This is a genomic window from Serratia grimesii (assembly GCF_900186025.1).
GTDB classification, from domain to species: Bacteria; Pseudomonadota; Gammaproteobacteria; order Enterobacterales; family Enterobacteriaceae; genus Serratia; species Serratia grimesii.
The window spans coordinates 4,628,934-4,651,618 of record NZ_LT883155.1 but is presented as its reverse complement, the minus strand read 5'-3'; the positions used below and the strand labels follow the sequence as shown (position 1 = coordinate 4,651,618).

Sequence of the window (22,685 nt, the reverse complement as noted above, 5' to 3'; positions counted from 1 at the left end):
TAAGGAAAGCATGGAAATCTTTTTTACAATCCTCATTTTAATTTTGGTGGTCTCCTTGTCAGGGGTGGTAACGCGCATGTTGCCGTTCCAGGTACCACTACCGTTAATGCAAATCGGTATCGGGGCCCTGCTGGCTTGGCCGCATTTCGGGTTACACGTCGATTTCGACCCTGAATTGTTCCTGGTATTGTTTATTCCACCGTTGCTGTTTGCTGATGGTTGGAAAACCCCAACGCGAGAATTCCTGCACCACGGACGAGAAATCCTTGGTCTGGCGCTGGTGCTGGTCCTGATTACAGTGGTTGGCGTCGGTTACCTGATTTACGCCATGGTACCGGGTATCCCGCTGGTGGCAGCGTTTGCGCTGGCTGCTGTACTGTCACCAACCGATGCCGTGGCGCTGTCCGGTATCGTCGGTAAAGGGCGTATACCGAAGCCGATCATGGGCGTGTTGGAAGGCGAGGCGCTGATGAATGACGCGTCCGGCCTGGTGTCACTTAAGTTTGCGATTGCAGTGGCAATGGGGACCATGGTGTTTACCGTGGGGGGAGCGACGCTCGAATTCCTCAAAGTGGCGATTGGCGGCCTATTGGCTGGGGTTGCAGTCACTTGGCTCTACAGTAAATCACTGCGTGTGATGAGCCGCTGGAGTGGGGATGACCCGGCGACGCAAATCGTATTCCTGCTGTTATTACCGTTTGCCTCTTATTTGATTGCCGAACACATCGGCGTCTCTGGTATTTTGGCCGCTGTTGCTGCGGGGATGACCATCAGCCAATCTGGCGTGATCCGCAACGCCCCACTGGCGATGCGCCTGCGCGCCAACAGCGTTTGGGCGATGCTGGAGTTTGTGTTTAACGGCATGGTCTTCATCATGTTGGGCTTGCAACTGCCGGGGATCCTGGAAACCTCTATCTTGCAGGCAGAGCTGGATCCGACCATACAGACCTGGTACCTGTTTGCCGATGTCGCCATTATCTACGCCGCGTTACTGGTGCTGCGTTTCACCTGGCTATGGTTGATGAAAAACGCCAGCCGCCGCTTTATGAAAAAACGGCCGTTGCAGTTTGGCGATTACACCACCCGTGAACTGTGGGTCGCATCGTTCGCCGGAGTGCGTGGGGCGATTACGTTAGCCGGTGTGCTGTCGATTCCACTGTTACTGAGTGATGGAACGGCTTTCCCGGCGCGTTACCAACTGGTGTTTATTGCTGCCGGGGTCATCTTGCTTTCACTGATGGCCGGCGTCATGGCGCTGCCATTGTTATTGCGCGGGGTACAGGTGGCGGACAAGAGCGCCAGCAAGAGTGAAGAACGGATGGCGATTGCCATGGCGGCGGAAGTGGCGATCGAAAGTATCAACAAAATGGAAGAACGGTTGGCTGTTGATACCGAAGAAAACATTGATCCACAGGTGTTGAAAGAGATCAGTTCGCGTGTGGTAGGGACGCTGCGGCGGCGTATTACCACCAAAGACGATATCGAAAATGCGCTGATGCTGGAAAACCTTGAGCGACGTTTCCGCCTGACGGCGCTGCGTGCGGAACGGGGTGAGTTGTACCACCTGCGTGCCACGCAGAAAATCAGTAATGAGACGCTGCAAAAGCTGTTGCACGATCTCGACCTGCTGGAAGCGCTGCTGATAGAGCGCGAAGGGTAATGCCAACGGGGCCGCGGAAGCGGCCCTTTTTATTTAGCAGGTGGCCAATAGTCGCGACAGCAGGCGATCCACGCTTGGGCACTGTGCGACAGGTAACTGCCCTGACGCCAGATCAATCCGACTTTCCATTCCATACGCGGCTCCAGGGGCAGCCAGATCAGGTTCTCCTTATCCAGCCATTGGCAGACCGGTTCCGGTAGAGTGGCGATGCCAACCCCAGCCTGTACCATGGATGCAAGAAAATCCCACTGTCCGCTGCGGACGGCAATTTGTGGCTCAAAACCCGCCTGACGGAAAGCCTTCATCAGCATTTTGTAGAGTGAAAAGTCTTCGTTATAAATCAGGATCGGCCATTCGGCCAATTCAGTGATATTGATGCTGGTGCGATTAAGCCAATGTGGGGTACGCGGTGTGACGACACACATCGGATGGTCGAGTAGCGGTAAGAACGTCAATGGTTGTTCCGAATCGACTGGCAATATGGTCATCGCCAAATCCAACTCACCCGACATCACGGCTTGCTCAACCGACAACCCACCCAACTCGGAGATTTTCAGCTCAATGCCGGGATAGGTTTGACGAAACTGGCGGATCAAATCGGCGATCTGTCGGCCAACCATTGGCGGAATACCCAGTCTCAATACGCCTTTTTTGACCGAGCTAATGTCTTCCAGCTCCGCTTCCAATTGGCGAAACTCATCGAGGATTGCCAGCCCACGCTGATATACCGCTTGGCCGCTGTCGGTCAGATGCAGTTTACGCCCCTCACGGATCAGCAGCGTGCACTCTAACTCTTCTTCCAGATTACGTAGCATTTTGCTGATGGTCGGTTGGGTGACGAACAGCTTTTCTGCTGCGCGGGTAAAGCTTTGCTGGCGCACGACTTCCACGAAGTAGCGCAGAGTGCGGACATCCACGTTGGGTTCTCCTCAGGGGCAATACCGGCGGGAAACTATTCCCTGATGGCATGATATTAATGATTTTAATTCATTTCAGGCTAGGTTTCCTGGCTGCGTATACTGTAAACCGTGAATTTTTGTTTGAGGTTAGTTTCCATGTTACTGGCGTTACGCCATGCTGCCCCCAACGTGTTGAATCGACTACAGGTGCCAATCCAGGTTGCTTTGTATGCGGGGTTATTTCTTCTCGCCGATCGGCTGGTACAACAGTTTCATCTGCCGCTGCCTGCCAACATTGTCGGCATGCTGATGATGTTGGCGCTAATCCTGCTGCGCATTTTGCCATTGAACTGGGTCAAGGCCGGTTCTCGCTGGTTGCTGGCTGAGATGTTGCTGTTTTTCGTACCGGCAGTGGTCGCCGTGGTTAACTATGCCCAATTGCTGATGGTCGAAGGCTGGAAGATTTTTTTGGTGATTGCGATTAGTACCATGTTGACGCTGGGAGCGACGGGGTTGGTGGTTGATCGTGTCTATCGGCTGGAGGTCTGGTTACGTCGCCGGAAGCAGCACGATGAATGATTTTATCCTCAGTATTGTCTGTTTTTTGGCGACATTGGCGCTCTATTTCGCCAATAAAAAGCTTTATCGCCGTCGCCGTACTCTGCTGTTGATGCCGCTGGTACTGACACCGATGATCCTGGTGCTGTTGCTGGTGGTGACCCACACCTCATATCAGGATTACATTGGCGAAACACACTGGTTGCTGTGGTTGTTGGGGCCCGCCACTATCGCCTTTGCGGTACCGGTATACGAGAATTTGCATATTATCCGTCGTCACTGGCTGTCGCTCAGCGCTGGGGTACTGACGGCAGTGTTGGTTGCAGTTTACAGCTCGGTATGGCTTGCTCGCGTGCTAACGTTGCCGGAAGAGGTTCAGCGCAGTCTGGCTGTGCGCTCCATAACCACACCATTTGCGCTGGAGGCCGCCAAGCAAATGGGGGGCCAACCGGATCTGGTGGCACTGTTTGTTGTGATCACCGGCGTGTTTGGCATGGCAGTGGGCGACATCCTATTTTTGCGGCTGGCTGTACGCAGTAGCCTCGCGAAGGGAGCTGGGCTAGGTGCATCATCGCACGGTGCCGGCACGGCGAAGGCGTATGAAATGGGACAAGAAGAGGGTGTTGTATCCAGTCTGGTGATGATGTTAGCAGGGATTATTACGGTTATTGCCGCACCTTTGATTGGACAGCTGATGTGGTAAACCTGCGGCAACGTGCGCCGCAGGTAGGTTAGGTTCAACGGATATCGGTCGATATAGCGGGAGATCGTGAAGACTCACGCAACACGCGGCCGATTTCGTCATGGCTGAAAATAATGGAGTGATGGTTACAGGCCAGAGGCTGTATGTGCAAATGATGACTAATCGAAGATAGCCCATTGTCCGCAATCGCCAAAAGCTCTTGCCCATCTCCCTGGTCGGTCATACTCAAATTCACGTCTTCGGTTGCCTTGAAGAGCGTAATGCGCGCGTGTTGCAAGGGAGCGCTGAGCGTTTCCTTATTCAGGGAGAGTTCTGTCGGCTCCGCACGCAATGCCCTTGCCGCAGCGTCACCCTCAATGCCTAGCATAGCCAGCATAGCCGCCAGCAAACCCGGCTCGCTGCGTATCTGGAAGGCCGTTTGATAGAAGGTATCCAGCAAAAATACCTGGATGTCACGGAAGCCTCGACTTTCAAGCTGCGCGGCCATTTCCAGAGCAATGAGCCCTCCCAGCGACCAACCTAAAAGGCGCACAGGGCGGGTGGGTGACAGCTTCATATGACCGAGATAATGGGATGCCAGTTCGCGCAATGAGGTGATATGCGGGTGGATAAACAAATTGTGGTTGTTGAGCCCCAATACGTTGAAAGAGCCCTCTAGCGAGATAGCCAAATCATGGTAAATATCGCATCCGGTTACCGCGGGATGAACCATCCAGATATCGTCGGCGGCAATGGTCCGATTAAGACGCATCACCTGTTTAAAGTTAAAGTTGGTTTGATTTAGCCGCGCCAGTAGCTGCTGCAGAGGAGCCGCAGAAATCGGGGCGGTGGCATCAGAGACCGTTTCTGCCGTCAATGCGCGTGCTTGAGCGCGCAACGTTGGGTGAGCAAACAGGGTTTTTATGACCACCGGATAGCCACAGCGCTTCAGCTTGACCAAAAGTTGAATGGCATGCAGCGAATGCCCACCGAGTTCAAAGAAATCATCATCAAGACCAATCTGCGCGACGCCAAGCAGTTCCGACCACAATGCGGCAAGCTGTTGCTCTAATGCAGTTTGAGGGGCTTCATATTGCAACGAAACCTGCGTGGTCGCTGCGGGTGCCGGCAAGGCTTTGCGATCTAACTTACCGTTGGGCGAGAGTGGTAGAGCTTTTAGTCTGACAAAGGTAGAAGGCACCATATAATCTGGCAGGTGTTGCTGTAGCTGATGGCGCCACTGTGTTGAATGTGAGCCCTCATCCGGAGCGACAACATAAGCCACCAGGCGTTTTCCTCCGTGCCCATCTTCTCTTGCCAGTATTGCGGCATCCTCGACGCCTTCACATTGGCGTAGTTGCTGCTCGATTTCGCCCAGTTCGATACGCACTCCATGGATCTTGACCTGGAAATCATTTCTGCCCAAGTATTCGATGTTGCCATCCGGCAACCAGCGTGCGAGGTCACCCGTTTTATACAGACGTGCCTGAGGATCAGGATTGAAAGGATCGGCAATAAAACGTTCTGCGTTTAACTCTGGACGATTCAGGTAACCGCGTGCGACCTGAATACCACCAATATGTAACTCGCCAGCTACGCCAGGCGGAAGGGGTTGTAACTGGGCATCCAAAATATGGAGCTGCGTATTGGCAATTGGTTTGCCAATAGGCACCAATGTCCGCTCGTCATTAGGGTGGCATTGCCAACTGGAAACATCCACGGCGGCTTCCGTTGGTCCGTAGAGATTGTGCAATTCCGCCTGAGGTAACTGTTGCAGGCAGCGGTGCACAGTGGCAAGCGGCAATGCCTCGCCACTGCACATAATACGGCGCAAGGAACCGCACTGCGCCATTTCGCCGTGCCGCAGAAACAGTTGCAGCATTGATGGGACAAAATGCAATGTGGTTACGCGGTGTTGTGCGATACAGCTGCCGAGATAGTCGGGGTCTTGATGGCCGCCAGGTTTGGCAATCGCTAACTGTGCGCCGACCATGAGCGGCCAGAAGAACTCCCAAACCGAGACATCAAAACTGAACGGCGTTTTTTGCAATACTACATCGTCGTGCGTCAGCGGATACGCGTGCTGCATCCAAAGCAGGCGATTGATAACTCCGCGGTGTTCATTCATTACACCCTTGGGTTTTCCGGTCGAACCGGAGGTATAAATCACATATGCCAGGCTGCGCTGTGGGTCAGACACTTGCGGCGTAAGATTATCCTTGGGCTCCTGCTGCCACAGATGGCTATCATGTTGTAGGTGCAGCCGTGGAATAGCGATATCAAGGATGGGATTCAATGCCTGTTCGCCTGCCGGGTCAATCAGGATGTATTTCGCACCACAATCTTGCAGCATATGGCGCAAACGATCTTGCGGGTAATCGGGATCAATGGGGACATAGGCCGCGCCAGACTTCAAAATGGCATACAGTGCTATCACCATTTCTGGGCTGCGATTGACGCAAACGGCGATGCGATCATCAGGCCGTATCCCTTGCTGGCGTAGATACCCGGCAAACTGATTTGCCTGCTGGTTCAACTGCAAATAGCTTATCTGCTGCTGCTCATAGCACAGCGCAGGTGCGTTTGGTGTACGTAATACCTGCTGTTCTAGAAATTGATGTATGCCCTGCGGCATAGCCCAGGATTGCTGCGTATTATTCCATTCGTGGAAAATATGTTGCTGCTCGGCAGGCAGTAACAGTGGTAGTTGTCCCAGTGGCAGATTAACTTCGCCATCTAACAAGGTATCAAGCATTTGCACCACGCGGTTGGCAATACGCTCCGCGTCTTCATGGCTAAACCAGGCTTGATTGAGATTGAACTCCAGTACTGGGTCATCGCCTGGGTGGTAGTGACGTAAGTAGATGCCCAATGGCAATTGTTCGTAGCCATGATGCATGTTCTCAACTTTAAACTGACTCCCCTCCAGCTCAATGTCAGTCGGGAAGACTTCCAGCGAAAAGCTGACGTCAAATAGCTGACGTCTTCCCTGTTGATGCAGGTTCAGTTGGCGGTTAAGTTCGGCGATAGGGAACCGCTGATGACGGTAGCATTTACGCAGTTCGCTGCCAATGTGCTGCAACAGGTGGGAAAAGGGTTGCTGTACGTCAACGTTGATATTAAGCGGAATCATGGAGGAGAACATGCCAAGCGTTTGCTTATGATCGCTGGTGCTGCGGTTATGCACTGGCACCCCGATGGTGACATTATCCACCTGCCAAATGCGTGCGAACCAACTGGCAAGCAGAGCTACCATGAAGTGCATTGCCGAGCCGCCGTGATGAGCGGCATAGCGCTCCAACTGCAAGAAACGTTCTTGTGGCAAACGCTTTATGATTTGGCTGCTGGGATAGGTTTGCTGTTCGGTGTAATTGGGGCGGCGTTCCAATACGGATGGCGGAGCCGCTGCGAAACGTTCGAGCCACCAATCCCGATCGCGCTGATAGCGTGATGACTGAAGATAGGCGAGATCGCTAACCACGAAATCACTGTAACGTGAGTAACTTATTTCACTCTTCTCTCCCAGTTTTAGCTGCTTATACCGATCCATAATCATTCGGCTTAGTAACGAGATCGACGTACCATCCGCAATCAGGTGATGGGATGCTAATAACCATAGCGTTGTTGAATCGTCGATTTTGGTTAAATGGCAACGCCATAACAGGTCTTCATAGAGTTGATAAGGTTGGATAAATATTTCCCGCAGATGGTTCTGTGCCTGACTGGCTGCATCTTTCTGTTGTGAAAAATCGTTATAGTGAAGTTCAATGGATTTTTGACTGAGTGGGTGTTGAATGACGCCTTGTGGTGTTTCCTTCAGCGCGGTTTGTAACGCATCATGCTGTTGCTGAATATACTGGATAGCTTCTTTAAACAGTGGGAAAGAAATCTCCTTATCCACGCGCCAGAGGCATCCTACATTATACATTGGAATATCAGGGTTTAAGGTCTGATCTAACCATACGGCCTGTTGTACCGTCGTGAGAGAATAAGCGGACACGGAACCACCTCCATAAATATAGGAAATAATCGACTTAAATAGGTGCGTAGTCGGTAAGTACTCGAACATTATAAGAGGTGATATTAGATTCGCCCAATTTCACATTAAACATTTTTAATTGTCTATGAAAATGATTTGAATTTAATTTATATTAAATTAAATGATTTGGATTTTTTGTATTTTAATTTTCATAATATCAATAGCAATTAAAAAGGGTTTATCATCTTATAAATATCCCGTTGCGATGACGATTATGTCGTCTTTTTGTTTTGTATTTATCTGTTTTTTAAGATTTTTTTATGGTGTGTGTACTGTGTTTGGATGAGGTTTTGTCAACAGTGCAGTGATGCCAGATTTCGACTTTATCTCGATTTTTTGCAGTAAGGATAAGTGTGCGTACGTACCGGGTTCTCTATTTAAATTTTGCCAAATTGTCATCGATAGATTGCCAGGCCACTTTAAGTATCAGAGTTGCTAATGATATATCATTTAGTAATAAATAAGAGTTTTATCTACTTATTTAATTATTGGTGGGTGTTTATATACACGAGTTTAACGGTGGGCGTAAAAATGACAATTAAATTAAATTGGGATGAATAATATGTTTTTATAATAAGTCAATTTACTAATTTTTTGTGAAGATACCCTTATTCATGGGGCCACGATGGCGTGGCCCCATGGTATCTCAATCTTTGACGATCAAATTGTTGCGGCAGTTTTGATCAGTTCTACGACCAGCGGGGACAGTTCGTTGCGTAATGCGGCCCGTTCGGACTGGAACAGTGTGGCGGCGTAAAAACGGTGCCCTGGCAGTTCTACCGATCGCACATCACCTTCGCTGTCGTGGCCGCTGATAATGAGTGGGTGCTGCTGTAGATCGGCGACAAACTCCGGATTAACACCAAAATTGCAGTGATAGCCTTCGTGCGTTTCAAGCTTGCCATATGTGCGTGCAGCCAGCGTATCCGGCTGGAAAATGATCGTGCCGCTTTTTTCGACTAACGAACAACTCAGCGGGGCAATGACCAATCGACCGCCACTATCAGTCTCTGCATGGCCTGCATCATGCCAACCCATGACGTTACGGGCGTATTCCACAATGGCATACTGGAATCCGCCGCAGGAACCCAGGAAGGGGATGTTTTGCTCACGTGCATAGCGGATAGCCATAAAGGCACCGTCATCATGATTGTACGGGCTACCAGGGACTACCCAGATCGCATCAAAATCTTGCAGTACTGAGGTAGCGGTAATGCTCTCTGTAGGTAGCCAGTGGGATTGAATATCGACGTCAAGGTGTGCAGCAGTGAGTTGGAGAGCAATAGGGATGGCCTGGTGAGAGACGGCCTGAGGAAGGTAATCACCGACCAGAGCAATGCGAACTTGAGCTTTCATCATTTCCTTTTCCTGTGCGGGTAAAAAAGGAGGTTACAGTAAAGCCGATCGCCAATCCGCAGTTTTTTAAACGCGGCGCACAAAAAAGCCCGGCGTTGGCCGGGCTTGGAAATCAGGTTTTGCTCAGTACAGCGACGGGGCGCCGGCTGGCCGGGTTTTGAAGCGACGATGTAGCCACATATACTGTTCTGGAGCGCGCATGATCTCTTGCTCCACCACTTTATTCATGTAAGCCGCTGCGGCGATCTCATCGCCAATAGGATAATTCTCCAGCGCGGGTTGGATCAGCAAATCATAACCACGGCCTTTCTCACGGCGAATCAATACGACCGGCACTAGCGCGGGTTTAGCCATACGTGCCAACATAAAGGTGCCGCTGGTGGTGGCCGCCTGATCGACAGCAAAAAGAGGTGCGAACACGCTGCCACGTGGGCCGTAATCTTGATCCGGAGCGAACCACACGGCTTCACCGCGTTTGAGGGCCTGAACCATACCACGCAGATCTTTGCGATCGAGCATGGCCTTGTTGGAACGCATACGGCCTTTGGTTTGCGCCCACTCCATCGCTTTATTATTATGCGGGCGATACATTGCCATCATCGGCTGACAGAGCCCCATGGCACGGCCACCCAGCTCCAGCGACATAAAGTGCACACCAATGACCAGAACGCCACGCTGATTCTGCTGTGCGACTTTCAGGTGGTTGATACCGGAAACGTTGAACCAGCGTTTGACGCGCTTATCTGACCAGAACCAGGCCATGCCGGTTTCCAGCAGGCCCATACCGAGGGATTCGAAGTTGCCGACCACTTTGCGCTCGCGCTGCGCCACGTCCATGTCTGGGAAGCACAGTTCCAGGTTACGACGGGTAATAGAAACCCGGCGTTTCAGGAACCGCATTGAGGTACGTCCCATCCACACGCCAAGCTTGTGCAGCAGCGGGTAGGGGAGTTGAACCAGCAGGAACAGGCAAGCCAGGCCGAACCACGTAAACCAGTAGCGCGGATGTAGCAGGGCCAATTTGAATTTTTGCGGACGCTTCATATGAACTCATTTATGCATTAAGAGGGGCAGCAACCTGTAACGCATAAAGATCCACTCAATTGCGATACAACCACTCAGACACCCAGACATCACTATCGTTTAGCCAGATTCCATAATTGACTAAATCTTTACACTCGAAGGGCGGTTCGCGCTGCTATCAGGCTTCGGAGGGATGGCTGTAGGCCAGCGAAGGCGGCTCTAGGAATGTGTATTATACCACACAATACGAGCTCTAAAGGTAGAGTGGCATACGAATATTCTCATTCGTATTGACAGAAGATTGATATAACACCACATAAGAAAAAGGCGCCGCCTCTTTCGAGGTTGCGCCTTTTCAACATGCTAACTGACTAGTATCAGTTCATGCCGTATTTTTTCAATTTCTTACGCAGCGTACCACGGTTGATGCCCATCATCAGGGCGGCACGGGTCTGGTTGCCACGGGTGTATTGCATCACCATGTCCAACAGTGGCTGTTCAACTTCAGCCAATACCAGCTCATACAGGTCGTTAACGTCTTGACCATTCAGTTGAGCAAAATAGTTCTTCAGTGCTTGTTTAACCGAGTCACGCAGAGGCTTTTGAGTCACTTGATCCTGTGAGTTCACGGTTGAAACGGTCAGTACGTCAGAATTTACGCGTTGTTCGAACATAGTTCTGTCAGCTCTTTTTTGTTACGCAAGATTTTCGAAATATGCCTCCAACGCCTCCAGCTGTTCGCTGGCATCCTCTATGGCGTTGAATGTGCGCCGAAACTGGTCATTCGGGGCGTGCTCCTGGAGATACCAGGATACGTGCTTACGAGCAATCCGGAATCCCTTGCCTTGGCCATAAAAGCCGTGCAATTCCCGAATATGCCCTATCAACAAACGCTTAACCTCGCCAAGTGGCAGAGGGGGCAGCAGTTCCCCAGTGTCCAGATAATGCTGGATTTCCCGGAAGATCCAGGGTCTCCCCTGAGCAGCACGGCCTATCATCAGGGCATCAGCCCCAGTGTAGTCGAGCACTGCTCTGGCTTTATGCGGGTCAGTAATGTCCCCATTCGCGATAATCGGAATGGAAACACTCTGCTTAACTGCCCGAATGCTGTCGTACTCCGCGTTGCCGTTGAACAGGCAGGCACGGGTTCGGCCATGAATAGTCAGGGCTTGTATACCACAATCTTCGGCCAGTTGGGCAATCTCTACACAGTTACGGTGTTCTGGCGCCCAGCCGGTGCGAATCTTAAGCGTAACCGGCACATCCACAGCATTAACCACTGCGTGGAGGATCTGTTTAACCAGGTCCGGGTACTGCAGTAATGCAGACCCTGCAAGCTTCCGGTTCACTTTTTTGGCCGGGCATCCCATATTGATGTCGATGATCTGCGCACCACTGGCCACGTTAATACGTGCAGCGGCAGCCATATCATCTGGGTCGCATCCGGCAATCTGCACGGAACGGATCCCTGGTTCATCGCTATGTACCATACGCAGACGCGACTTATCCGTCCGCCACACCTCCGGATTGGAGGAGAGCATTTCGGATACAGCCATCCCAGCACCCATTGCATGACATAGGGTTCTAAATGGGCGATCTGTAATGCCGGCCATCGGGGCCGCAATCAGGCAATTTGTAAGCTGGTGGTGTCCAATGCGCATAGACAAAGAGTAACCATACTGTGTCCGCAAGGGCGCGTATATTACGCATTTTTGCGTTGAGATGAAAGGCCAAACTTTGACCAATTGGCCGTTATTCGGCAATCAAAATGCGTCTCGTCAGGATTAATAAAAATATTATATATATTTAACAATGAGTTGACGAAAATCGTTTAATTTGTGTGCTGTAAAATATTCCCCACACAACAGAATTTTATCTGTAATGAGTCTCGATTCAGCCAGAGATAGGCCGCAATATACGGCATCTATCAGGGGATTCCGTTGAGAATAGACCTAATTATGCTGGGATTACGTACTGGGCATTATGGCGAAGAGTCTGGCGGTTCCGGCGAAGCGCCGTGCTAATACTTGCGGATAAAAGCATGGTTGCTTCGTGGTAGAACAGAATAAAAAACCACCGTAACACGCTAAGTTATCGGTGGTTTTTATCAGGACGACAGGCTTAATTACTTACGTTGGCCTGTAATACGGCACCATTCTTCGCGTTCTGCGACCGGATCGAGTGTGAACTTGTCTTCATAGGCTTGAGCTACGCTTGCAGCCTGCGTGGCCAATACGCCAGATAACCCCAGATAGCCGCCGGACTTCGGCAGACAGCCGATCAGTGGCGCTAATTCGCGTAATGGGCCGGCCAGGATGTTGGCGACGACGACGTCAGCCAGCAGATCGGCAGGTTGGTCTTTTGGCAGATATAGTTCCAGACGCTCTGAAACGCCGTTACGCTGCGCGTTATCACGACTGGCCTGAATGGCTTGGGGATCGATATCGATGCCGATAGCGCGCGCCGCACCGAGCTTCAGGGCGGCAATCGCCAGGATGCCTGAACCACAGCCGAAGTCGATAATAGTCTTACCGGCCAGATCGAGGCCATCCAGCCATTGTAGGCAAAGCGCGGTGGTTGGGTGGGTGCCGGTACCGAACGCCAGACCTGGGTCCAGCATCACGTTGACCGCGTCAGGATCGGGCACATCACGCCAGCTTGGGCAAATCCACAGACGTTCACCAAAGCGCATCGGGTGGAAGTTATCCATCCATTCGCGTTCCCAGTCCTTATCTTCCAGTTGTTCGATCTTGTGGTGGAAACCGGTCCCCAGTAATGGATGCTGTTCCAGCATTGCCACCACGTCGGTCATATCGGTTTCAGCATCGTACAGCCCGATCACATCGGTATCGCCCCACAGCAGGGTCTCGCCTGGCAGCGGTTCGAACACCGGGTTGTCGTGGGTGTCCTGAAAGGTCACCGATACCGCACCGCTTTCAACCAGTGCATCGCTCAGGTCTTCTGCCTGGCTGCCGGTAGTATTCAGTTTGAGTTGGATCCAAGGCATAACAATTCTCTTTAAGAGGGTAATGATGACGCCACTCGGCGTTTTTCGCCGACGACGTTACCGATATAAAACGCCAGCAAGCTCAGTAGCAGTGAAGGCACGATAGGGTGCAACCCTGCCAACTGCAGCTTGAAGCTGGCCAATAGCGTATAGCATACCGCACCTGTAACCATTGAGCTAAGGGCACCCTGCGCGTTGGCGCGTTCCCAGTACAGGCCCAATACCAACGGCCACAGGAATACCGCCTCCAGGCCACCAAACGCCAGCAGGTTTAGCCAGATGATCATTTCTGGTGGCCGCCAGGCCGCCAGTAGCACCAACAGGCCAAGTACGAGCGTAGTCAGGCTGGAGAAACGCTTGATCAAACGCTCGTTCTGCATTTGTTGAGGACGCACACCAAGGTAGAGATCTTTAATAATAGTGGCGGAAGATTGCAGCAGTTGAGCGTTAATGGTCGACATGATCGCCGCCATCGGCGCGGCCAAGAAAATACCGGCAGCATACGGCGGCAACACGGTGATCATTAGCGTTGGGATCACCTGATCCGGGATTTTCAGATCCGGCAGCACAGCACGTCCCAGCGCACCGGCCAGGTGCATACCAAACATCAGCACCGCCACCACCATGGTACCGAGGATGATGCCACGATGAACTGCTTTGCTATCTTTGTACGAAATGCAGCGCACCGCAGTATGTGGCAGGCCAATCACACCAAAGCACACCAGGATCCAGAACGATGCCATAAACGGCAGACTAAGGATCTGTTCACCGCCCTGAGGTGACACCAGTGCCGGGTCAATCTGGTGCAGTTTATCTACGGCGCTGTGCAGGCCACCTGCGGCGTGGATAACGGCAATCAACAACAGCACGGTGCCGATCAACATCACCAACCCTTGCATGGCGTCATTTAGCACACTGGCGCGGAAACCGCCAAAAGCGGTGTACAGCGCGATGCTGAGGCCAAAGATCAGCAGGCCGGTGTCGTACGGGATACCTGCAGCGGTTTCCAGCAGACGCGCACCACCGATAAACTGCACCGTCATGGCGCCCAGGAACGCCACCAACAGACTCAGGCTGGCTAGCCAGACCAACAGTCGACTTTGGTAACGGCCGTATAGCATGTCATTGAGGGTGATAGCGTTGTAGCGCCGCGCCAGAATGGCAAATTTCTTGCCCAGCACACCGAGCGATAACCATACGGCCGGCAGTTGGATCATTGCCAGTAGCACCCAGCCAAGGCCATATTTATAAGCCGCACCAGGGCCACCGATAAACGAACTGGCGCTGATATAGGTCGCTGTTAACGTCATCGCCAGTACGAAGCCACCCATCGATCGACTGCCAAGGAAATATTCACTGAGGAAATTGCCCGTCTGGCGTCGGCTGTAGGCGTAAACCGACAGCCCAAACACCAGAAGCAAATAGGCAACCAGCGGCAGAATGACTTCAGTTTGCATCGCCGTCCTCCAATGAAATATTACGGAATATGCCACGCACCATCAGCCAGCACAGGCCGATAAACAACAGCGGTACCAATAAGCAGGCCATTTCGAACCAGTGTGGCAAACCGGTAACGCCAGATGCGTTATCGGGTAGATAGGCCGCCAACGACCAGGCCAGCAGATAAAGTAGCGTCAGGCCGAGTGCCCATCGTGCTTCGCGGTGGGCTTGAATAAAGCGTTTGTCCATCCGTGTTCCCCATAGGTTTACGGTGATGGTTTTGCCAAAGGTAAGGAATTCTACGGCAAGGCCGGATTTTGCCAAGCCGTTACCGTGCCTGAGATGAAAAAGAAAAAGGCCGGTGATTAGCCGGCCTTCTGTCAGGCGATGCGAAAAGCCTGCCTTAGGTTTCTTGCAGACCCAGCTTCTTCTCCAGATAGTGGATGTTGGTGCCACCGTGCTGGAAGTTTTCGTCGCTCATGATCTTTTGTTGCAGTTCAACGTTGGTTTTGATGCCATCGATGATCAGCTCAGCCAGGGCGTTCTTCATGCGGGCAATCGCCACGTCGCGGTTTTCACCGAAAGTGATCAGTTTGCCGATCATGGAATCATAGTACGGCGGTACGGTATAACCGGCGTAAATATGAGATTCCCAACGCACGCCGAAACCACCTGGTGCATGGAAACGGGTGATCTTGCCTGGGCTTGGCAGGAAGGTGTTCGGGTCTTCGGCGTTGATACGGCATTCCACCGCGTGGCCGTGCACCTTCACTTCGTCCTGTTTGATCGACAGTGGCTGACCGGCAGCAATACGCAGCTGCTCTTTGATCAGATCCACACCGGTGATCATTTCAGTAACCGGGTGTTCAACCTGAATACGGGTGTTCATTTCGATGAAATAGAACTCGCCGTTTTCATACAGGAACTCGAAAGTACCTGCGCCGCGGTAACCGATTTCCACACAGGCCTTCGAACAACGCTCGCCGATATAACGACGCATTTCGCTGGTGATGCCTGGTGCCGGAGCCTCTTCAACCACTTTCTGGTGGCGACGTTGCATGGAGCAGTCGCGCTCGGCCAGATAGATGGCATTACCCTGACCGTCAGCCAAAATCTGAATTTCGATATGGCGTGGGTTTTCCAGGTATTTCTCCATGTAAACCATGTCGTTATTGAAAGCCGCTTTGGCTTCCGCTTTGGTCATGGTGATGGATTGCTCGAGGTCTTTGTCGCTGCGCACAACGCGCATGCCACGGCCACCGCCGCCGCCTGATGCCTTGATGATCACCGGATAACCGATACGCTTAGCGAAGGCACGGTTTTTGTCCATGTCGTCGGTCAGCGGGCCATCGGAGCCAGGAACACAAGGTACGCCGGCTTTCTTCATGGCGTTGATAGCAGAAACTTTGTCGCCCATCAGGCGGATAGTTTCGGCTTTCGGGCCAATGAAGATAAAGCCAGAACGCTCGATTTGCTCGGCGAAGTCGGCATTTTCAGACAAGAAGCCATAACCCGGGTGAATCGCCACTGCGCCGGTGATTTCCGCCGCAGAGATGATAGCCGGGATGTTCAGATAGCTTTTAACTGATGGCGCAGGACCGATACACACAGTCTCGTCAGCCAGCAGTACGTGTTTCAGATCGCGATCGGCTGTGGAGTGTACGGCAACAGTTTTGATGCCTAACTCTTTACAAGCACGCAGGATACGAAGCGCGATCTCGCCACGGTTGGCGATAACAATTTTATCAAGCATGTTCGCCTCGTTATTCGATGACGACCAGTGGCTCGTCAAATTCTACCGGTTGGCCGTTCTCTACCAGAATGGCTTTCACCACGCCGGATTTGTCCGCTTCGATCTGGTTCATCATTTTCATGGCTTCAACGATGCACAGCGTGTCGCCTGCATTCACTTTCTGGCCGACTTCGATGAAGGCTTTCGCATCCGGGCTTGGCGTGCGGTAGAAAGTGCCGACCATTGGGGAACGGACGATGTGGCCACTCATGGCCGCTGGTGCTGCAGGCGTTTCAGCTGGTGCGCTGGCAACGGCGGTAGCCAGAGCTGGCTGCTGCTGTGCCGGCATTGCATATGCCTGCGGCATCATTGGGTAAGCCTGTACCGGAGCGGCACGGCTGATGCGAACTGACTCTTCGCCTTCAGAGATTTCCAGTTCAGAAATACCTGATTCTTCAACCAGTTCGATCAGTTTCTTGATTTTACGAATATCCATGAGTGTGATTCCGTACTCTTTTTGCGTAGCAATTAGTGGGTTTTCGACAGACGGTTAACCGCTGCCTGTAAAGCAAATGTGTAGCCATCCGCGCCGAGGCCGCAAATCACACCTACCGCAATGTCGGAAAGGTAAGAGTGATGGCGGAAAGGCTCGCGGGCATGCACGTTGGACAAATGGATCTCGATAAACGGGATCTGCACCGCCAGCAACGCATCACGCAACGCCACGCTGGTATGCGTGAACGCGGCAGGGTTGATCAGAATAAAATCTGTATTGCCGCGCGCCTCATGTATGCGGTCGATCAGCGCATATTCGGCGTTAGACTGCAGATGGCTCAGGGTGATATCCAGTGCGGATGCCTGGTTTTCCAATCCGTTAACAATTTCTGTTAGCGTCGTGCTGCCGTACTTCTCCGGCTCACGCGTCCCCAGCAGATTCAGATTGGGGCCGTTTAGAAGCAAAATGTGAAACTTATCCGCCATTGTGCTGGTATCTCCGGCAATAAAACCATCATCGTAGAAAATAACCCGACGTCACCGATTTGTCACCTGTTAAGGGGAAAATTCACCCTGAGAACAGGAACAAGGTCGGGCATTATAACGATATCGTAGCAATTCGCAGCTAAATACTGGTCTTATCAGCGAAGATATTCAACCCTAAATCAGCAAACTGACGGTGACGTTATCGCATTATGAGGGGTAGAACACAGAAAAGTTCCACCTGTTAACGCCACCAATTGCGGAATTTCTTGTATCGCAACGCCAGCAGTATTACCGCCAGCAGAGCATAAATGAAAGGCTGCGGTGAAAAGGTTTTGACCGACCACAGGTAGTGAATCGGTGCCAGAATGGCCACCAGATACACCAAATTATGCAATATTTGCCATTTGGCGCCCAGTTTGCGCATCGCCCACAGCGTTGAGGTTGCGGCCAGCGACAGTAGGATCAACCAACTGATAATGCCGAGTGTCAAATAAGGACGGGTGACCAGTTCGCGCCCCAGCAGGCCGATATTGCTTAGCCCCAGTTCAAGCGTCGAGTAGCTTATCAGATGCAGTGTGCCCCAGGCAAAACACCACAGTCCGACCAAGCGTCGGCAGCGTATCAATAGCGGTTGGCGGGTGTAGCGTGCCAACGGCGCGATCGCTAAGGTTGCCAGCAGCAATTTTAGCGTCATTCTGCCGGTAAAATGCTGGATATCTTTGGCAGGATCGGCGCTGAACCATCCTTGGTCTACCGACAGCATCAGCCAGAGGAAAGGCAGAAATGCCGCCAGATAAATGCCGACCTTGATCCATTTAATGTGAGTTAGGGTCAAGCGCACTTAGAAATTCTCCCGCAGATCCAAGCCACGATACAGCGACGCGACCTGATCGGCGTAGCCATTAAACAGAAGTGTCGGCTGGCGTTTAACGTCCCAAATACCGCCTGAACCGATAAAGCGCTCGGTGGCTTGCGACCAACGTGGGTGATCGACATGTGGATTCACATTAGCGTAGAAACCGTATTCATTTGGTGCAGATTCATTCCAGGTCGTCGGCGGTTGATCGCGCACCAGACGGATGTGCACAATGGACTTAATACCTTTAAAACCGTATTTCCACGGGGTAATGAGTCGTAGTGGTGCACCGTTTTGCGGTGGCAGTGTCTTGCCGTATACGCCGACAGTCAGCAATGCCAGTGGATTCATCGCCTCATCAAGACGCAGCCCTTCGACATAGGGATACTTAAGACCACCGCCGATAAACCGGTCTTTCTGGCCCGGCATCTGTTCCGGGTCGTACAGTGTTTGGAAGGCGACGTAGCGAGCATTGCTGTTTGGCTCCGCCAGCTTGAGTAATTTACCCAGTTCAAAGCCGATCCAGGGCACGACCATTGACCAGGCTTCCACACAACGCATGCGGTAGATACGCTGTTCCAACGGGAAGCGCTTCATTAAATCGTCGATGTCCAACGTGATGGGTTTAGCCACTTCGCCGTCGATGCGCACTTTCCAGCCTTCGGTTTTCAGCCCGCCAGCGTTAGCGGCTGGATCGGCTTTGTCGAGACCGAACTCGTAGAAATTGTTGTAGCCGGAAACTTTATCTTCCGGCGTCAGTGCCAGTTGGGCTTGCCAGGCGGCGGGCTTGGTGAACGTCAGCGGTTTGCCCGGTGGTGCCTTTGGCCGATCGTGGCCTTTGAACCATGACAGCAAATCAGCCCGTGCATGGGTGGGCAAGGCTAATGAAGCGGCGGTGATGCCTAATGCCTGCAACACTTTACGCCGTTGATAAAACACGGTTTCGGGTGTGACATCGGCTTCGGTTAATTTTCGTTGTTTATTCATGGCATTTTCTCCGCATCTCATCCCTATGGCTTTTAAGGGGCTGTTAACAACGCAACAACTCGACATTCATAGGGGATATATTGAGTAAGCATGGCGTGAAAGCACGCCATATGCGAGGGGCCACGGGAAAATATGAAATTTCGCAGGCGGATGTCCCCTCCGTTGCCGGAGGGGCACTGGGGTTAGCGGATTTTCACCAGGGTACGGCCGGTAACTTGGTTAGCCAGCAGTGCGGCAGCGGTAGCCGGTGCCTGTTCTAACGTGATTTCTTGAGTCGCTTGTTGATAGAAGCTGTCTGGCAGGATACCGGCCAGGCGTTCCCAAGCGGTTTGACGGCGGTGCAGCGGTGTGTGTACCGAGTCGACACCTTGCAGGCGAACATTGCGCAAAATAAATGGCATCACTGTGGTCGGCAGGTGATAACCCCCAGCCAGGCCGCAAGCGGCGACCGTACCGTTATAATTCATTTGCGCCAACACGCGTGCCAGCAGTGTGTCACCCACCGTATCAACAGCACCCGCCCACAGCTGCTTTTCGAGTGGACGCGGGGCTTCGAGATAGCCGCTGCGTGAAAGCACCTCTTTGGCGCCAAGCGCTTTCAAATATTCGATATTGCTTTCACGGCCGCTGATCGCCGTAACGTGATAGCCCAGTGCTGCAAGAATGGCGATCGCTGTGCTGCCTACGCCGCCACTGGCACCGGTAACTAAAATGTTGCCGTCATCGGGATGTACACCGCCTTCTTCCAGAGCCATCACGCACAGCATGGCGGTAAAACCGGCAGTCCCAAGGATCATTGCTTTACGTTCATCTAACCCGTTTGGGAGTGGTACCAACCATTCGCCGGAGACCCGCGCTTGTTCTGCCAGGCCGCCCCAATGGTTTTCACCCACGCCCCAGCCGGTAAGTACCACGCTTTGACCCTCTTTAAAGCGATCGTCGCGGCTATGATGCACCGTACCGGCGAAGTCGATGCCGGGCACCATCGGGAAATTGCGCACGATCTTGCCTTTACCGGTGATCGCCAACGCATCTTTATAGTTAATGCTGGACCAATTGACGTTTACCGTCACGTCACCGTCGGGCAATTGATCGCTGCTGATATCTTTGACGTGAGCTAGAGTTTGATCGTCTTGTTGTTCCAATAACAGTGCGCGCATGTCACTCTTCCTCTCGTTTGCATTTTTGCCATAGATGACTGAATCAGATTTAAATGACTATATGCATAATAAGAAATTTATGTCCTGATAAAGGACAAAAAATGATGATTGAAGGTTTTCTTCGTTGGCGATGCTTGATAGCTTGAGCGGCAAGATCGGCTGGTGGATATCCTTGGGTTGAGCCAGTTACTCATTAAAATATCAAGGTATTGTGTTGGATTCATTTGAGAGGATTCGGGGCCTTTATACTTCCAAAGGTGAAAATTCACGTAACCATAACGGACAAGGCACAGGGATGCGATTCACCACCAAACTCTCTGCATTGATCACCCTGCTTGTTGCTCTGGCGATGTTTTTGATGCTGATGGGCTGCTCATACAGCTTTTTCTACGTCACCCAAGATCGTCTGGAGCGTCGTTTCGACTCACTGATGACCTCGCTCGATCAGGCGATGGTGCGTGAATCCCCCCAAGAGCAGAAACAATGGTTGCCTTTGGTGATGCGCCCGCTCGGTATTGTGGCGGTCAGTGTAGATACCAGTAGCAGTAATCTTCTCTCTTATAAATTACCCACGGTAAAAGTGCCCTGGGAGCCGCTGAACGGCTATCGGCAAGTCACCCAGCCCCTAATGCAGCACCCTGGTGCATCACTGACGATTACGTATGTTGATCCTTTCGCCAGCGACGTGCGTTCGCTGCAATCAACTGCCGCAGTGACGCTGTCGATTGTCGTAATGGTCGTGATCCTGCTGTTCAGCCTGCGTTGGCTGCGGGAACAGGCCGACGGCGAGGATCGGCTCGAGCGACGTGCACGCCGCATTCTGAATGGTGAACGAGAGAGCGTGATGCAAGGTGATGTGCGCGAGTGGCCCGCGAACGTTAGCGGTGCACTCGATCGTCTATTGGCGGACCTGGCGGAAGCGCGCGAGGAACGCAGCCGTGTTGATACGTTGATCCGTGCCTTTGCCGCTCAGGATGCCAAAACCGGACTAAACAACCGATTGTTCTTTGATAACCAGCTCACTACCCAGTTGGAGGAGGTGGGCTCGCACGGCATTGTTATGATGGTGCGGTTACCTGATTTCGACACGTTGCGCGAAATTCACGGTAACAGTGCAGTGCAAGAACTGATGTATTCACTGGTTAACCTGCTGTCGACCTTCGTGATGCGCTACCCGGCGGCGCTATTGGCACGCTATTTTCACAGTGATTTCACCGTTCTCTTACCGCACCGCACCTTGAAAGAAGCGGATGGTATTGCTTCGCAGCTGGTTCACGCGATTGATGCTTTACCTTCAACAGCACTTATCGATCGCGAAGCGTTTTTGCACATAGGCATCGTGGCGTACCGTAGCGGGCAAACTACCGAACAGGTGATTGATTTCGCCGAACAGGCGACGCGTCATGCCACGCTGCAGGGGGAAAATGGCTGGTACGTTTACGACAGCCAGGTACCGGAAAAAGGGCGCGGCAGCGTCAAGTGGCGGACCCTGTTGGAACAAGTGCTGGCGAAGGGCGGCCCGCGCTTGTATCAGAAGCCGGCGGTGACGGTGGAAGGGGAAGTCCATCATCGTGAGATCATGAGTCGGATTTATGACGGGACTCAGGAACTGCTGCCATCTGAATATATGCCGTTAGTGCAGCAGTTGGGGCTGGCGGAAAGTTACGATCGTCAGCTGATTAGCCGGATCCTTCCTTTGTTGGCATTGTGGCCTGAAGAAACATTCGCATTTACGCTGTGTGTCGATTCATTATTGCAGCGTACTTTCCAGCGCTGGCTGCGTGATAGCCTGTTACAGTGTGAAAAAAGTCATCGTCGGCGAATTCTGATTGAACTTGCAGAGGCAGATGTGTGTCAACATATCGACCGTTTGCGCCCGGTGCTGAGATTGCTCTCAGGATTGGGCTGCCGTTTGGTGGTTTCTCAAGCGGGATTAACCGTGGTCAGTACCTCTTATATCAAGTCCTTACCGGTAGAGCTGGTTAAGCTTCACCCTGGTCTGGTGCGGAGTATTGATAAGCGTGATGAAAATCAGCTGTTCGTTCAGAGCCTGACCGGCGCTTGTGAAGGCACCAGCGCTCAGGTTTTTGCTGCGAGTGTGCGGACGCGCAACGAATGGCAAACGTTGAAAGAACGCGGGATCCTCGGTGGGCAGGGCGACTTTTTCGCGTCTCCAGAGCCAATAGACGTCGGGCGTAAAAAATATTCACGCCGTTATCGCGTTTAACCTGAATGCCTGGCAAAAATTGACGTAGAATGAGCGCCAATTCATCTGGGCTATTTTATCTGTCATTTTGGGATTATC

Annotated in this window: 19 protein-coding genes; 4 read left to right on the top strand and 15 right to left on the bottom strand. The window is 52.3% G+C overall.

Annotated elements, in window-relative coordinates; translation table 11 throughout:
* Positions 1–10: 10 nt before the first annotated feature.
* Complete coding sequence (locus SGBXF1_RS21685; protein WP_037416177.1) at positions 11–1,660, top strand: Na+/H+ antiporter; 1,650 nt, start codon at positions 11–13, stop codon at positions 1,658–1,660.
* 29 nt (positions 1,661–1,689) lie between these two features.
* Here SGBXF1_RS21685 and SGBXF1_RS21680 read toward each other — a convergent pair whose 3' ends face one another.
* Positions 1,690–2,577, bottom strand: a complete 888-nt coding sequence (locus SGBXF1_RS21680; RefSeq protein WP_037416180.1) for a LysR family transcriptional regulator — start codon at positions 2,575–2,577, stop codon at positions 1,690–1,692.
* Positions 2,578–2,715: 138 nt separating this feature from the next.
* Between SGBXF1_RS21680 and SGBXF1_RS21675 the strand changes: the two genes are divergently transcribed.
* The gene (locus tag SGBXF1_RS21675) at positions 2,716–3,138 is read left to right on the top strand and encodes a CidA/LrgA family protein (protein WP_037416184.1); all 423 of its coding nucleotides are present in this window, start codon (positions 2,716–2,718) and stop codon (positions 3,136–3,138) included.
* Complete coding sequence (locus SGBXF1_RS21670) at positions 3,131–3,820, top strand: LrgB family protein (protein ID WP_037416187.1); 690 nt, start codon at positions 3,131–3,133, stop codon at positions 3,818–3,820. Before SGBXF1_RS21675 ends, SGBXF1_RS21670 begins: the two co-directional genes overlap by 8 nt.
* Before the next feature lie 34 nt (positions 3,821–3,854).
* On the opposite strand, the gene SGBXF1_RS21665 is transcribed toward SGBXF1_RS21670, so the two are convergent.
* From SGBXF1_RS21665 to acuI, 14 genes are all read right to left on the bottom strand, one after another.
* Positions 3,855–7,799, bottom strand: coding sequence for a non-ribosomal peptide synthetase (locus SGBXF1_RS21665; RefSeq protein WP_186427530.1), 3,945 nt, complete (start codon positions 7,797–7,799; stop codon positions 3,855–3,857).
* 699 nt (positions 7,800–8,498) lie between these two features.
* Complete coding sequence (locus tag SGBXF1_RS21660; protein ID WP_423826058.1) at positions 8,499–9,197, bottom strand: CTP synthase C-terminal region-related (seleno)protein; 699 nt, start codon at positions 9,195–9,197, stop codon at positions 8,499–8,501.
* A 120-nt stretch (positions 9,198–9,317) separates the two neighbouring features.
* Positions 9,318–10,238 carry a kdo(2)-lipid IV(A) palmitoleoyltransferase gene (gene lpxP, locus SGBXF1_RS21655; protein WP_037416193.1) on the bottom strand — a complete coding sequence of 307 codons (921 nt, stop codon included), beginning with the start codon at positions 10,236–10,238 and terminating at the stop codon, positions 9,318–9,320.
* 356 nt (positions 10,239–10,594) lie between these two features.
* Positions 10,595–10,891, bottom strand: a complete 297-nt coding sequence (fis, locus tag SGBXF1_RS21650; RefSeq protein WP_000462905.1) for a DNA-binding transcriptional regulator Fis — start codon at positions 10,889–10,891, stop codon at positions 10,595–10,597.
* A 21-nt stretch (positions 10,892–10,912) separates the two neighbouring features.
* Complete coding sequence (dusB, locus tag SGBXF1_RS21645; protein ID WP_037416196.1) at positions 10,913–11,878, bottom strand: tRNA dihydrouridine synthase DusB; 966 nt, start codon at positions 11,876–11,878, stop codon at positions 10,913–10,915.
* A 464-nt stretch (positions 11,879–12,342) separates the two neighbouring features.
* Positions 12,343–13,224 carry a 50S ribosomal protein L11 methyltransferase gene (gene prmA, locus SGBXF1_RS21640; RefSeq protein ID WP_061807802.1) on the bottom strand — a complete coding sequence of 294 codons (882 nt, stop codon included), beginning with the start codon at positions 13,222–13,224 and terminating at the stop codon, positions 12,343–12,345.
* An 11-nt stretch (positions 13,225–13,235) separates the two neighbouring features.
* Positions 13,236–14,681 (bottom strand): sodium/pantothenate symporter, encoded by a 1,446-nt coding sequence (panF, locus tag SGBXF1_RS21635; protein WP_186427529.1) that lies wholly within the window; start codon positions 14,679–14,681, stop codon positions 13,236–13,238.
* Complete coding sequence (locus SGBXF1_RS21630) at positions 14,671–14,913, bottom strand: YhdT family protein (RefSeq protein WP_061807804.1); 243 nt, start codon at positions 14,911–14,913, stop codon at positions 14,671–14,673. The genes panF and SGBXF1_RS21630 overlap by 11 nt, the downstream gene beginning before the upstream one ends.
* Before the next feature lie 154 nt (positions 14,914–15,067).
* Entirely contained in the window at positions 15,068–16,417 is a 1,350-nt protein-coding gene (gene accC / locus SGBXF1_RS21625) for an acetyl-CoA carboxylase biotin carboxylase subunit (protein ID WP_037416206.1), read from the bottom strand.
* Between the two features lie 10 nt (positions 16,418–16,427).
* Complete coding sequence (accB, locus tag SGBXF1_RS21620) at positions 16,428–16,892, bottom strand: acetyl-CoA carboxylase biotin carboxyl carrier protein (protein WP_037416209.1); 465 nt, start codon at positions 16,890–16,892, stop codon at positions 16,428–16,430.
* Positions 16,893–16,924: 32 nt separating this feature from the next.
* On the bottom strand, positions 16,925–17,377 hold the full coding sequence (gene aroQ, locus SGBXF1_RS21615; protein WP_037416212.1) for a type II 3-dehydroquinate dehydratase: 453 nt from the start codon (positions 17,375–17,377) through the stop codon (positions 16,925–16,927).
* Between the two features lie 241 nt (positions 17,378–17,618).
* Positions 17,619–18,218 (bottom strand): protein-methionine-sulfoxide reductase heme-binding subunit MsrQ, encoded by a 600-nt coding sequence (msrQ, locus tag SGBXF1_RS21610; RefSeq protein ID WP_186427528.1) that lies wholly within the window; start codon positions 18,216–18,218, stop codon positions 17,619–17,621.
* Entirely contained in the window at positions 18,219–19,220 is a 1,002-nt protein-coding gene (gene msrP / locus SGBXF1_RS21605) for a protein-methionine-sulfoxide reductase catalytic subunit MsrP (protein WP_186427527.1), read from the bottom strand.
* A 182-nt stretch (positions 19,221–19,402) separates the two neighbouring features.
* Entirely contained in the window at positions 19,403–20,380 is a 978-nt protein-coding gene (gene acuI / locus SGBXF1_RS21600; protein ID WP_186427526.1) for an acrylyl-CoA reductase (NADPH), read from the bottom strand.
* 295 nt (positions 20,381–20,675) lie between these two features.
* Here acuI and csrD point away from each other — a divergent pair, with 295 nt between their 5' ends.
* Positions 20,676–22,607, top strand: coding sequence for an RNase E specificity factor CsrD (csrD, locus tag SGBXF1_RS21595; protein WP_061807807.1), 1,932 nt, complete (start codon positions 20,676–20,678; stop codon positions 22,605–22,607).
* The last annotated feature ends 78 nt before the right edge of the window (positions 22,608–22,685 follow it).